This window comes from Paenibacillus favisporus (assembly GCF_040545415.1).
In the GTDB taxonomy this organism is placed as follows: domain Bacteria; phylum Bacillota; class Bacilli; order Paenibacillales; family Paenibacillaceae; genus Paenibacillus_AQ; species Paenibacillus_AQ favisporus.
Map to the genome: position 1 here is coordinate 172,474 of NZ_JBEPLV010000007.1, position 13,291 is coordinate 185,764.

A 13,291-nucleotide genomic window follows, 5' to 3' on the forward strand; every position below is an offset into this window, starting at 1 on the left:
TCAATCCCTGCCCTGCACGAGAGTATAGAACAGCTCCTCCAGCGGCAGTCCCGGTCTGCCGGCCTGCGCGGCGATGTCCTCCAGCGTCCCCTGCGCGATCACGCGTCCCTGGTGGAGAACGATAAAGCGGTCGCAGTAATTCTCGATCGTCGATAAAATATGGGAACTCAGCAGGATCGACGACCCGCCTTCTTTGAGCTCGACCATAAAATCAAGAAGGGAGCGGATGCCGAGCGGATCCAGGCCAAGGAACGGCTCGTCGATGATGTACAGGGAAGGGCGGGCCACGAACGCGCACATGATCATGACCTTCTGCCGCATCCCCTTGGATAAGTGCGTGGACAAGCTGTCCATCTTGTCCTGCATCCGGAAGATGCGTGACAACCGGTCCGCCCGCTCTTCGTAGTCCTGGCGGTCAACGCCGTACGCTCTTGCGGTAAACTCCAAATGCTCCCTGACCGTCATCTCGTCATAGAGCAGCGGAGATTCCGGAACGAAGGCAAGCGCCCCGTGGTAGGTCCCGGCGTCTTCCTCCCGCTTCTTGCCCTTCACGCGGATGTCACCCTTTTGCGGATGCATTAATCCGAGAATATGCTTCATTGTCGTGCTTTTGCCGGCCCCGTTCAATCCGATCAAGCCGACCATCTCACCGGACCCGACCTGAAACGAAATATCGTGCAGCACCGGGCGGTTCAGGCTGTAACCACCGATGAGGCCTTGAATATCCAGCACAGCCGTATCACTCATCAACATTTCACCTCATTCAATTCCCGGGCGGAACAGCCAGGGGCGCGTGCCGCACGGGAGAATCCATCCGTACTTTGCCTCCCCGCTCGCCGATTAAGGCCGGGGAGGTTTATTTTTCAACCATTTCGGGGCGCCCTTGTTCTTGCGGATACGCTCCCGTTCGCTTTGGCTCTGGCGGGCCGCCGGTTTGCCGCCCTTGAATGGCTCACCGCCCTGCCGGGTCGTTTCCCGGCCGTCGCGGCGTCCGCCGCCTTCCCGCGGTTCGCCCGGGCTGGATGAGCCGCGGACGCTCCCCTTGGCCGGCTTCGAATCGCCTTGCCGGCTGCCGCGCACTTCCGCCATGCCGGCTTGGCTACCGGATGGCCGAACCTGGCGCTGATGGGACTGGCCTGACGGCTCCCCCTTCCGGGCCGCAAACTGCTCCGGCGACAGCACTTTGCCGGCGTACAGCACGCGCGGCTCGAGAGAGATGCCGAGCTCTCCTGCAAACTTCCGCATAATAAAGGTCTGGCGGTCCGTCACAATCGTGATGACACGCCCGCTGCGCCCCATCCGGCCCGTCCGTCCGGCACGGTGCACATAGTGCTCGGCGTCAGGCGCCGGGTCGAAGTTGATGACGAGCTCAAGCCCTTCGATATCAAGTCCGCGCGCCGCCACATCGCTTGCCACGAGCACTTTGAACCTGCCGTGGCGGAAGCCGCCCAGCACCCGGCTGCGCGCCAGTTTGTCCGCGTCTCCGTACAATCCCTCCGCCGCGATGCCCAGATGGGTCAGCTTCGCCTCCACCTCGGCGATCGATTCGGTCTGATTGACGAAGACGATCGCCCGCTGCGGGTTGTACTGGCGGATAAGGCGCCGCAGCATGTCGACCCGGTCGCGTTCCTCGGCCACCACATACAAATGCTCCAGCCCCGGCGCGGTCGTCTGCTCCGGGTCGATGCCGATTTCGACCGGGCTGCGCATCTCCCGTTTGACCAGCGCCGCTGTGCTCTCGCTGACCGTGGCCGACAGGAATACCAGCTGCCGGTCACGCAGTGCGCTGCTCAATATCCGGTCGACGTCGCCGGCGCCGCCGAGCTGAAATACCTGGTCGACCTCGTCCACCACGATGGTCGAGACGTGATGCATCTTCAGCTTGCGCATCTCGATCAGCTCGCGGACTCTGCCGGGAGTTCCGACCACAAGCTGGGGATGCAGCCGCAGCTTCTCCACCTGGCGCTTGACCGCGGCCCCGCCGATCAGCCCAAGCACGCCGATCTCGCGAGCTTCCCCGTATTTTTCGCCTTCGCGTACAATCTGCATCGCCAGTTCCTGGGTCGGCGCAAGAATTAGCTTCTGGGTCGCCTTCAGCTCCGGATCGATGGTCTGCAGTACCGGCAGAAGGTAGGCCAGCGTTTTGCCGGTTCCCGTCTGCGAGCGGGCGAGCACATCCGCTCCGCGCAGCACCGCAGGAATGGCCTGCGCCTGGACCGGCGAAGGCTCCGTTATGCCGTACTCGGCCAGCTTGTCTATCCATACTCGGTCAATACCTGTTGCTTCAAAAGAAGTCGGGTTCATGAAATCGTTCATCCTTTATGTTTTAAGTCATTCTTTATCATTATATGCCAAAAGCGCCATCCCACCAAATGCAAGTATCGGACTCACCGCAAAATTCTGCGGGCGTAAAAAATAAGCCGGCCCCTTATGGGAGCCAGCCTATATATAGAGATCAGAAGGTGTATCACTTCCGGTTCATGATCCGGTAGGTCAGCCGGTCCGCCAGTCTAGGAAACATCTGATACAGGCGCATGGCGACCGCCGCTTTCCCCGGCAGGTTCATTTCTTCCTTCCCGGTATGCATCACCTTGACGATTTTGCGGGCTACATGTTCCGGCGTCATCATCAGCCACTTCACGTTGCTGACATATCCACCCGACGGGTCTGCAATGTCAAAAAACGGCGTATCGATCGGACCTGGATTGATCGTCGACACCCGAATGCCCGATTCCCGCAGCTCCTGCCGGAGAGCGTTGCTGAAGCCGAGAACGGCATGCTTCGTGGCCGTGTACGCCGTGGATTTGGCCGTTCCGATTTTCCCCGCCATCGACGCCACATTAATGATATGTCCCGCTTTGCGCTGAAGCATTGACGGCAGCACCGCCTTGGTGCACCGGACCGTGCCCATATAGTTGACGTCCATCATCTGTCCGAACTCCCGGGCAGGCATGTCCGTAATTGTCTCAAACTTGCCGTAGCCCGCATTGTTCAGCAAAATGTCAATATGGCCGTACTTATGTATAATGTCTTGCATCGTGGTGCTCACCTGGTCCTCCCGGGTCACATCCATGGCCCGCAGTTCGAAGGATCCCGTCATGCCCTCAGCTGCTTCCTGCAGGCGCTGCTCCGACCTGGCGGTCAGCACCGTCACCGCGCCTTCCGCTGCGGCCAGCTTCGCCGTCAAGGCCCCGATCCCGCTCGACGCCCCGGTGATCACGACGACTTTGTCCTTTAACATGGCTTCTCGTCCTCCTATAGGCAAACAAGCCGGAACACCCCGAATCAGCGCAGCAGCGCCGTCCAGAGCTTGTTCCCGCCATTTCCCACTTCTGTAGGATAACGTCGCCCGCATGCTCACAGCGGACCAGCATCATGCCCAGGGATCAGCAAACGTAACGCTTGTGCTTCCTGCCGTTATTCCTTGCTGATATTTTAAGATATCATGACCTGAATATCCAGTTCGCCGATTCCGTCCATGAGCAGCGGAATGCTGAGCGCCTTTTGCGGAAGGAACGACTCGATGTGCTCGCTCTTCATCACTCTCGGAGGCGTAATGTCGACCGTGACCCCTTGGTTGGACAAAATCGTGCTGGCATTGCCGCTGATCATATTACCAAGTTCGGAGATGGCGCTCTGGCCCATTTCGTCCATTTCCGTCAGAATGTAACCGCCCATCATCACGGACACCATCCGCAGCGCTACATGCTCTTGAATTCCGAACACGATATTGCCGGTAAGCTGTCCTGTCATCCCGATTTGAATCCAGATGTGATCCTCGATGATCTCCATATTCTTCACCCCGAGGCTGCCTGTAGAAGGGGTAACCTGAATCACTTGTTCAATGACGGTCCGGGCGGACTCCAGAAAAGGATTAATGACTTCAGCCTTCATATGTAATTACTGCCCCTTTCACAACGGGTTGGGACATGTCCCAAAAGTCCCATTACCATTGGAATAATTATACTTTAAACCCTGGAATAAATCACGAAAAATTCATGAAACGTCTTCAATCCAGGGTATAAATACCCTTATATATCCGCCGGCTTTCCTATTTAAGAAAGAAAACCGGGATGATTCCCTTTATCTATATCGGTACTTCCGGAGCAATTTTGAAGACCGTGGCGAATTTTGTAGATTGCTTTTTCTAAAAATAAACGAATCACCGGCTGCATCCATCTGCGTTGCCCTGACTTCCGGAATCCCATATAATGAAAGGATACACTTGTTCGAACTGATCTGCTTGACGGCAGCCATCAACGCCGAAGGAGGAAATGCATGAACATTAGCCAATTGGAGACCCTGATTACCATCTCGAAAACGATGAGCTTCCGCAAAGCCGGAGAGCTGCTCAACTTGACCCAGCCGGCTGTGTCTGCCCAGATCAAAAGTCTGGAGGACGAGTTCAAGACGGTGCTTGTGGACCGGAATCAGCCCGTCACGCTGACCGACCGCGGAGAAGTGTTTCTCAGCCATGCTGAACGGATTCTAGCGATTGTGGAAGAGCTGAAGGAGCGCCTGTACGACCTGGATCAAACCCCGCAGGGACACATCGTGCTCGGAACGACCACTTCGATAGCCATACAAATTTTACCCAGAGTCCTTTCTTACTTCCAGAACCAGTTTCCACTCATCAAAACCTCTATCATGTCCATGGCTTCTTCCCAGATTTACACCAGCGTGGAGAACGGACAGATCGATGTGGGCCTGGGTTATCTGATCGAGCGCAACCCCAATTTGATGACGTCGGTTCTGTACTATGACACGTTCGAGCTGATCGTCTCCCCGCGCCATCCGCTTGCCCGGAAGACGGGCGTCACGATCGATGTCCTCCGGGAAACGCCCCTCATCCTGCTGTCTCCCGATACGGTGGGCAGACGGTTTGCCGATGATATTTTAAAAAAGCACGGAATCGAGCCCAATGTCGTCATGGAATTGTCCAGCAGTGAAGAAATCAAGCGGATGGTCGAAATCGACCTCGGCGCGGCGATCATGTCCAAACAGTCGGTCGCGAGCGAGCTCCGCCTCGGAACACTGAAGATCATACCGCTGACCGAACTGGAAGTGAGCCATCCCGTCGGCGTCATTTACAAGTCCGGCAAATACCTGAACTCGGCCATGCAGCAATTTCTGAGCGATCTGAAAGGCATGCCGGAAACGAACTTCATCAGCTCGGAGTAAACCTGCCGCAGACCTTTGATTCCAACGATTATTGACAAGGAGGAGTACGATATGAAATTCGATCTGCATACCCATCACTTCCGCTGCGGGCACGCCGACGGCAATATCCGGGATTACGTGGAAGCGGCGCTGGAGGCCGGGCTTCAAGTCATCGGCATTTCGGACCACACCCCTTATTTTGGTGAGAAAGAGGACCGGGCGTTTCCACGCATCGCTATGGGCAAATCGGAGCTTCAGCATTATGTGCAGGAAGTGCTTGATTTGAAAAAGGAATACGAGGGGCGCATTGACGTGCTGCTCGGCATCGAATCCGACTTTTTTCCGGAGCATGCCGAAACATACAGGAAGGTTCTTGCCGATGTTCCGTTTGACTACATCATCGGCTCGGTACATAGCGTGGGCGGCGTCAGCATCTTTAACAAAAACCGCTGGAAGGGGCTGTCCGAACAGGAGCGCATTCGCGTTAAGGAGGAATATTACCGGCTGATCCAGGACTCCGCCCGGAGCGGCATGTTCCAAATCCTTGGGCACATTGACGCGATGAAAGGCAACTTCCCGGCCTTCTCCGACATTCCCGCCGATGAGATCATTGACGAAACGCTGCAGACCATTGCCGAGTGTGGAATCGCGATCGAAATCAATACATCGGGCAAAACGAAGCTCAGCGGCGGCTGGTACCCGGCGGACGCCATCCTTGAGCGGGCGCTCCACTTCGGCGTGGACGTCACTTTCGGCTCGGACGCTCATGTTCCTGGAAGGGTGGGAGACGAGCGGGACGAAGTAGCCCGGCGCCTGAAGGACATCGGATTCCGGGAATGGGTGTATTTCAAAGGTAAAGACAAAAAGGTGGTTCCCCTCTGAGGGAGCCTCTTTTTTTGGGCAAAAAAAATGAACCCGCACGATCCGGGTCCCAGAACATCATTTATATTTTCAAAAAGGGGGTCATGTGAATAAGTTTACCCGGTCTCTGTTAGAGTCCCATAACAGCAATATTTCATTTATGTTACAAATCTTACCTGATTTCATATGATTGCAGAGTCGGCGCATCCGCCTGGTTAGCCGGAAGCTGCAGCCCCTTCCGGTATTCATCATAGGTACGGTCGGTATGAGCGTACACCATCATCTCGACCGGCGCAGCGAAAAACATGCGTCTATGCTGAAAGGTACGGCTGAGCTGCATCCCGTTTTTTTGCATAACCCTGGCCGACGCCGTGTTGACCGCATGGCATCTGCCCTCGATGTGCAGCAGTTTCAGCTTGGTGAAGGCATAGTTCAGCATCAAGCCGAGCGCTTCGGTGGCGATTCCCCTGCCCCAGTACGCTTGGGCGAGCATATAGCCAATCATGGCATCCCGCTTCTCCTCACGCCAATGCTGCATCGACACCACGCCGGCCAGCTCGCGCTCGCCATGAAGCCAGATGCCCATGTGCAGCGAGTCCCTGCGGCCGGTGCTCAGCAGCTCCGAGGCGATGCGCCGCGAGCGGGCAAAGCTGAAGAAGGAGCTCTGGGTCACGTATTTGATCACCTGGGGGTCTGCCAGGATATCCAGCAGCCTCGGCGCGTCCTGCGGTTCGATCGGTTTCATCATCAAACGGCTGCCCGTAAGCAAGGGCATCGGCGTTTGTGTGTCCTCATTCAGCACGCTCTTCTCCCCTTCCTTCGCTTGATTCCCTTCGTTTGATTCGAATCGTTACCAGCTTGTCTAACGAGCGCCAGACTGCAGGGTGAAGACGGTAAGCTCCGGCTTGCATAACAAGCGGACGGGAAGGTGGGTCTCCCCGATCCCCCGGTTGACATACAGCGGCATTCGGCGTTCTCCCACTTCGTACATGCCCATGACGTACCGTTTGGATCCCGGAGGCGTCATCAGCGCACCGAGCAGAGGTAGACGCACCTGTCCGCCATGGCTGTGACCGGACAGCTGCAGATCGAAAGGAAACAGGGCGGCGTTACCGGCGTAATCCGGCTCATGCATCAAGAGTAAGGTGAACATGTCGTCCGGAATGCCGGATCTTCCCTTATGCGGATCGGGAAATCCATGCAGCCAGTCATCCAAGCCGACCACCGCGATGGACTGTCCGCCGCGGTTCAGGAGCTGGCTGCTGTTCTGCAGGACCCGAAAGCCGGCCACCTGCAGCTTCTGGCTTACATCCTTGCCGCTCCCTCCCCAAAAGTCGTGGTTGCCCAGCACCGCAAATTTACCAAGAGGGGCTTCGATCGAAGCGAGCAGCGGAATATACTCGTTTATCGCCTCCGCACTCGAATCAATGATATCTCCGGTAAAGCAGATCAGCTCCGGAGCTTCCCTGCGAATGGCCGCGATCAGATGCTCGATGTGCTTCCTCCGGGTGTGAAACCCGAGATGCGCATCGCTGAAATGGACGACTTTCAAGTTGTAAAAAGCCGCCGGCAGCCGCGGACATACCAGCGTCCGGTACACGGTATCCAGCTGCTGCGGCTCCCACAACCACGCATAGGCGCCTGTCAGCAATCCCGCTCCGGCCGCTAGGGCGACGCCGCGCTTCAAAAATTGCCTGCGGGTGAGCCGGCTGCCGGGCAGCTCCGGCTGGGCTGCATCCTGCCGATTTCCCGTTCCCGGATGCGGCGTATTTTTCATGCAGGCGGCCTCCTGTATTGGAATAGAATAGGACTTTCCCCTATTATATCCTTCAGGCCGCCGCTCTTCCAGCAGTGCGGATCACTCCGTCGGAGGCGGTGCGCTCTCTCCGGACAAATGCTGCTGTTCAAAGGGATACGATGAACCGTTATGCGCGAAGTCCGGGCATAATGCGGGAAAGTTTACCCCTCCTCCTGATCTGCGCCCTCCGGGCCTTCTTTGAAAATTTTACGGAACACGCTGAGCAACGACATTGCGTAGGCAACCGTAATAAAACTGAAGGCGATCTCCATCACGACAGCACCTCTGGAGGTGTTATCGACAGGCGTGATATCCCCGTAACCGACGGTCGCAAAAGTCGCGACGCTAAAATACAGGAAGGAAATCAGCTGGCTCAGCAAATCGTTGCCGATATTTTTGCCGTCGAAGCTGTTATGGCCGAAGAGCTTGTAAATCGACGTGTAGATAACGGTAAAAAAGAGGATGCACGTTAACGTTGCCATGCTGATGCGCGTAATGACGGTTTTGAGCTGCACTTCTTTTTTCAGGGCCGACTCGGCAATCCGGTTGAAAATATACAGCACGTAGAAGATAACCGAGCTCAGGCAGAAGATCAGAATCAAGGCCCGCATCCCGCCAGTTCCCGGGACAACCCGGGAAAGATCGATCCAGCCGATCAGGTCTTCCAGGGAGACCAGAACATAAATGAGAATGGGCCCAAGCAGGATCGCCTTGCTCGTCCATTTTTTCTCCAACCCGTAAAACACCGCAATCAGGACAATCAAACCGGAAATATTAAGCACCCACATCCACCAAGACATGAGCCATCCTCCTCCATTCTCCTGCACGTCTTCTGCCTGTAAAGTTTTAGAAGTCTTTATGGTTAGATTACCCCCGCCACAAGGGTTGGACGCATCCCGAGGTATACCAAAAATCCCCTTGCCGGCGAAAAGCTGTCCGCTGACAAGGGGATGATGGTTAACGATGATTTATACACCCAGCCACTGCTTGAACATGTGCTTGGTGGTTTGCTTGTTCATTTCTGCGATCGACGTGGTCAACGGAATGCCTTTCGGACAGGAGCGCACGCAGTTCTGCGAGTTGCCGCAGCCTTCGATGCCGCCGTCCTGCATCAGCGCTTCCAGGCGTTCTTCCTTGTTCATTTCACCCGTTGGGTGGGAGTTGAACAGGCGAACCTGGGAAATCGCCGCCGGACCGATAAAGTCGGTCTTGTCGTTTACGTTCGGGCAGGACTCCAGGCAGACGCCGCAGGTCATGCACTTGGACAGCTCATAAGCCCACTGACGCTTCTTCTCCGGCATCCGTGGTCCAGGGCCGAGATCGTACGTGCCGTCGATCGGAATCCAGGCTTTCACCCGCTTAAGCGCGGTGAACATCCGGCTGCGGTCGATGACGAGGTCGCGCACGACCGGGAACGTCTTCATCGGTTGAATCCGGATCGGCTGTTCCAGCTTATCGATCAGCGCCGCACACGCTTGGCGCGGCTTGCCGTTGATCACCATCGAGCACGCGCCGCACACCTCTTCCAGACAGTTGGATTCCCAACATACCGGGGCGATCTTTTCACCTTTGGCGTTGACCGGGTTGCGCTGAATTTCCATCAGCGCGCTGATCACGTTCATTCCCGGGCGGTACGGAAGCTCGAACTCCTCGGTATAGGCAGCAGCGTCCGGGCCGTCCTGACGGGTTATGATAAACTTCACTTTTTTGGAAGATGCAGTTGCTTCCGCCATGTCAAATCCCCCTTCTTTACTTGTCTTTGGAGTAGTCGCGGATCCGTGGAGGGATCAGCGATACATCCACTGCTTCATAAGAAATTTGCGGGCCATCCGGTGTCCACGTCGCTTTGGTCGTCTTGAGGAACTCCTCGTCGTTGCGCTCCGGGAATTCCGGCTTGTAGTGGGCCCCGCGGCTCTCGTTGCGGAGCAGTGCTCCCAGCGTCATCGCTTCGGCCAGCTCCAGCATGTTCCACAGCTGGCGGGTAAACGAAGCGCCCGGATTGTTCCAGCGCGACGTGTCGTTGACGTTGATGTTTTTGTAGCGCTGCTTCAGTTCCTTGATTTTGGCGATCGTTTCTTCCAGCTTTTTATTGTAACGGACCACGGTCATATTGGCGGTCATGATATCGCCGAGCTCCTTATGCAGCCCGTACGCATTTTCAGTGCCGTTCATTTTCAGGATGCCTTCGTATTTGTCCGTCTGCTGCTTCTTATAGCGTTCGTATACGCTTGAAGGTACATCAGCTGAGGATTTTTTCATTCCCTTAATGTATTCCACGGCTTTCGGTCCGGCCACCATGCCGCCGAAGATCGCTGATACGAGCGAGTTGGCTCCAAGACGGTTGGCCCCATGGTATTGGTAATCGCATTCGCCGGCTGCGAACAGGCCTGGAATGTTGGTCATTTGGTTGTAATCGACCCACATGCCGCCCATGGAATAGTGAACCGCCGGGAAGATCTTCATCGGAAGCTTGCGTGGATCGTCGCCGACGAATTTTTCATAGATTTCGATAATGCCGCCAAGCTTGACGTCCAGCTCTTTCGGATCTTTATGGGACAGGTCGAGGTAAACCATGTTCTCCCCGTTGACGCCAAGCCCCTGATTGACGCACACGTCGAAAATTTCGCGGGTCGCAATGTCACGCGGCACCAGGTTGCCGTAGGCCGGATACTTCTCTTCAAGGAAGTACCAAGGCTTGCCGTCTTTGTACGTCCAGATCCGTCCGCCTTCACCGCGGGCCGATTCGGACATCAGGCGCAGCTTGTCGTCGCCCGGAATCGCTGTCGGGTGAATCTGGATGAATTCACCGTTGGCGTAATGAACGCCCTGCTGGTACACGGCGCTGGCCGCGGTGCCGGTATTGATGACCGAGTTGGTCGTTTTGCCGAAAATGATCCCCGGTCCGCCGCTGGCGAGAATAACCGCGTCAGCCTGGAACGTATGAATCTCCATCGTGCGCAAATCCTGCGCGCAGATGCCGCGGCAGATGCCTTCGTCGTCGATGACGGCCTGCAGGAATTCCCAGTGTTCATGCTTCGTGACGAGGCCTTCCGTTTCGTGGCGGCGCACCTGCTCGTCGAGCGCGTACAGCAGCTGCTGTCCGGTCGTTGCGCCGGCAAACGCCGTACGGTGATGCTTCGTTCCCCCGAAACGGCGGAAATCGAGCAGTCCTTCCGGCGTACGGTTGAACATAACGCCCATCCGGTCCATCAAGTGGATGATGCCAGGCGCCGCCTCGCACATCGCTTTGACCGGCGGCTGGTTGGCCAGGAAGTCCCCGCCGTACACGGTATCGTCGAAGTGAACCCATGGCGAGTCGCCCTCGCCCTTCGTATTGACGGCACCGTTGATGCCGCCCTGTGCGCACACGGAGTGCGATCTTTTGACCGGAACCAAAGAAAACAAGTGAACATGGACGCCTGCTTCCGCTGCCTTGATGGTGGCCATCAGACCTGCCAGACCGCCGCCCACGATAATAATATTAGATGTTGCCATGCCTGCTCACTCTCCTTAACTTAAAACTGACTTCACGGTATCAATCCATACCGAAGCTTCCTGGAATTCCGCTCTGCGGAAGGCGACCAGGGACAAAATAAACAGCAATGCTACCAAGACGAACAGCGTCATGCACACATACGAGGATACCCGCTGTGCGCGCGGCCCGACCGTGATTCCCCATGCGACCAGGAACGACCAGAGTCCGTTCGCAAAGTGGAAGGACGCGGATACGACGCCGATCAGATAGAGGATGAAAAATACCGGCTGTGTCACGATATCATGCATAAGGGAGCCTAGCCCTTCGTGGGTCACGTTGCCGAGAGTGATCTGGAACCGGGTTTCGAATACGTGCCAGATGATGTATACGAACGTAATGACACCGGTAATCCGCTGCAGCAAATAACGCCAGTTGCGCTCATAATTGAAATGTCCGTTATTCGGTTTCGCCTGATACGCAATATACAGCCCATACACGCCGTGGTAGATCAGCGGGAGATAAATCAGCACCCACTCCAGCACGAAAATGAGCGGAAGGTCGTTCAGCAATTTGACACCAGCGTTAAACCGCTCAGGACCTCCTTCAAATGCGCCAAAATTCGTCAGGGCATGCTCGATGAAAAACAAGGCGAGCGGAATGACCCCAAGAAGCGAATGAAGCTTTCTGGCATAGTAACCTTTCATAAATTGACGTGCCCCTTTCTTCATAGTACAACGTTTTCATAATTCATTATTCGACATCATTCTGCCACCCTTTTTCTAACCTGTGAACAACTTGTGGCACTTTTCATGTTACTCTTTTTTTTCTTATAATGGAATTGCAATATAATTATTAAACGTTATAATGTAAATGCATAAGAGAAACGTTTATCGATGTACTTTCAAAGAAGATAGACCGCGTTTAGTGGAAGTTTCTCTTGCGATATAAGGAAGCCCGGCCTTCGATGCTTATCGTTCTTTTATCTAAAGCAAATCAATTGTCGATGAAGACAGACCGCGCCTATAACCATCTTACCCCAAGCAGCCCCAGTCCAAAAGTTTCATGGAGATGAATGACATGTTTGAAGATCTGGATGTATTCGCCACGGTGGTGGAGCAGTCGAGCCTGAACAAGGCCTCGAAGCTGCTGAATTTGTCCCAGCCCGCCCTCTCGCGCAAAATTACCAAGCTGGAGGACGAGCTCGGCGTGCAGCTGTTCAACCGCCGCGGCAAGCGCCTTGAGCTGACGGCCTTCGGCCAGTCGGCCTATACCTTTGCCCTGGAGCAGCGGCAGCAGCAGCAGAAGTTCATGCAGATGATCGCCAAGTACAAAGGGGACGATCAAATTTCGGTGACGCTCGGAGCCAGCCTGACCACGCTTCAGACGACGCTGCCGCCTTTGGTGAACGCGTTTATGGAGAAGCACCCTTCCGCTGAGCTGAAGCTGGTCACCGGGAAAACGCATGAAATCGTGTCGGCCGTCCGCGACAAGAAGCTGGACGCAGGCATCGTCGCCTCTTCCATCGAAGAGCCCGGCCTGCGCTGCACGCCGCTGTTCGACGACCACCTGGAGCTGGTGCTCCCCCGCAATCACAGGCTGTGCGGACAGGATAACGTGAGCATGGACATGCTTCACGGCCTGCCGATGATTATTTTCTCAACCGGAACGTGGTACCGGAAATTGACCGACGAATTGTTCCACCGGGCCGGCGTCGTGCCGGACATCCGGATGGAAATGGATTCATTTGAAGCGATCGTCCGGCTTCTGCCCGCCTGCAGGGCGGCGGCACTGCTGCCCAAGTCGTATTTGCGCAGTCAGCTGCTGGACGACAACGACCTGGCGATTCTTCATATTCCCGATCTGCAGGAAACACGGCGCACCACCTCGCTTGTCTACTCCGAAAACGGGGGACTGAGCGCCGGAGCACGCCGCTGGATCGAAGAAACGAAAAAGATTTTCGGCCGCACCCGGGATGAATGACGCGGTGCCGGCAAATG

At 55.9% G+C, this 13,291-nt stretch carries 13 protein-coding genes; 3 read left to right on the forward strand and 10 right to left on the reverse strand.

Going from position 1 to position 13,291, the window contains the following annotated elements; genetic code table 11:
- From ABID47_RS27115 to ABID47_RS27130, 4 genes are all read right to left on the reverse strand, one after another.
- Entirely contained in the window at window positions 1-747 is a 747-nt protein-coding gene (locus tag ABID47_RS27115) for an ABC transporter ATP-binding protein (protein ID WP_076174092.1), read from the reverse strand.
- A gap of 93 nt (window positions 748-840) precedes the next feature.
- Entirely contained in the window at window positions 841-2,304 is a 1,464-nt protein-coding gene (locus ABID47_RS27120; RefSeq protein WP_354501448.1) for a DEAD/DEAH box helicase, read from the reverse strand.
- A 163-nt stretch (window positions 2,305-2,467) separates the two neighbouring features.
- Entirely contained in the window at window positions 2,468-3,241 is a 774-nt protein-coding gene (locus ABID47_RS27125) for an SDR family NAD(P)-dependent oxidoreductase (protein WP_116234137.1), read from the reverse strand.
- Between the two features lie 194 nt (window positions 3,242-3,435).
- The gene (locus ABID47_RS27130; protein ID WP_076174086.1) at window positions 3,436-3,894 is read right to left on the reverse strand and encodes a chemotaxis protein CheX; all 459 of its coding nucleotides are present in this window, start codon (window positions 3,892-3,894) and stop codon (window positions 3,436-3,438) included.
- Between the two features lie 384 nt (window positions 3,895-4,278).
- Here ABID47_RS27130 and ABID47_RS27135 point away from each other — a divergent pair, with 384 nt between their 5' ends.
- Both ABID47_RS27135 and ABID47_RS27140 read left to right on the forward strand, forming a co-directional pair.
- Window positions 4,279-5,181: a LysR family transcriptional regulator gene (locus ABID47_RS27135; RefSeq protein WP_116234136.1), complete on the forward strand. Its 903-nt coding sequence runs from the start codon at window positions 4,279-4,281 to the stop codon at window positions 5,179-5,181.
- Window positions 5,182-5,232: 51 nt separating this feature from the next.
- Window positions 5,233-6,042: a histidinol-phosphatase gene (locus tag ABID47_RS27140; RefSeq protein WP_354501451.1), complete on the forward strand. Its 810-nt coding sequence runs from the start codon at window positions 5,233-5,235 to the stop codon at window positions 6,040-6,042.
- A gap of 151 nt (window positions 6,043-6,193) precedes the next feature.
- Here ABID47_RS27140 and ABID47_RS27145 read toward each other — a convergent pair whose 3' ends face one another.
- From ABID47_RS27145 to ABID47_RS27170, 6 genes are all read right to left on the reverse strand, one after another.
- Entirely contained in the window at window positions 6,194-6,823 is a 630-nt protein-coding gene (locus tag ABID47_RS27145) for a GNAT family N-acetyltransferase (RefSeq protein WP_354501453.1), read from the reverse strand.
- A gap of 60 nt (window positions 6,824-6,883) precedes the next feature.
- Window positions 6,884-7,798: a metallophosphoesterase gene (locus ABID47_RS27150; RefSeq protein ID WP_354501455.1), complete on the reverse strand. Its 915-nt coding sequence runs from the start codon at window positions 7,796-7,798 to the stop codon at window positions 6,884-6,886.
- A 182-nt stretch (window positions 7,799-7,980) separates the two neighbouring features.
- Complete coding sequence (locus ABID47_RS27155) at window positions 7,981-8,619, reverse strand: ion channel (RefSeq protein ID WP_354501457.1); 639 nt, start codon at window positions 8,617-8,619, stop codon at window positions 7,981-7,983.
- A gap of 168 nt (window positions 8,620-8,787) precedes the next feature.
- The gene (sdhB, locus tag ABID47_RS27160; RefSeq protein ID WP_116234131.1) at window positions 8,788-9,552 is read right to left on the reverse strand and encodes a succinate dehydrogenase iron-sulfur subunit; all 765 of its coding nucleotides are present in this window, start codon (window positions 9,550-9,552) and stop codon (window positions 8,788-8,790) included.
- A gap of 16 nt (window positions 9,553-9,568) precedes the next feature.
- On the reverse strand, window positions 9,569-11,314 hold the full coding sequence (sdhA, locus tag ABID47_RS27165; protein WP_354501459.1) for a succinate dehydrogenase flavoprotein subunit: 1,746 nt from the start codon (window positions 11,312-11,314) through the stop codon (window positions 9,569-9,571).
- A 15-nt stretch (window positions 11,315-11,329) separates the two neighbouring features.
- The gene (locus tag ABID47_RS27170) at window positions 11,330-11,998 is read right to left on the reverse strand and encodes a succinate dehydrogenase cytochrome b558 subunit (RefSeq protein WP_105446082.1); all 669 of its coding nucleotides are present in this window, start codon (window positions 11,996-11,998) and stop codon (window positions 11,330-11,332) included.
- Window positions 11,999-12,371: 373 nt separating this feature from the next.
- Between ABID47_RS27170 and ABID47_RS27175 the strand changes: the two genes are divergently transcribed.
- Window positions 12,372-13,274 (forward strand): LysR family transcriptional regulator, encoded by a 903-nt coding sequence (locus ABID47_RS27175; protein WP_089548454.1) that lies wholly within the window; start codon window positions 12,372-12,374, stop codon window positions 13,272-13,274.
- Window positions 13,275-13,291: the final 17 nt, after the last annotated feature.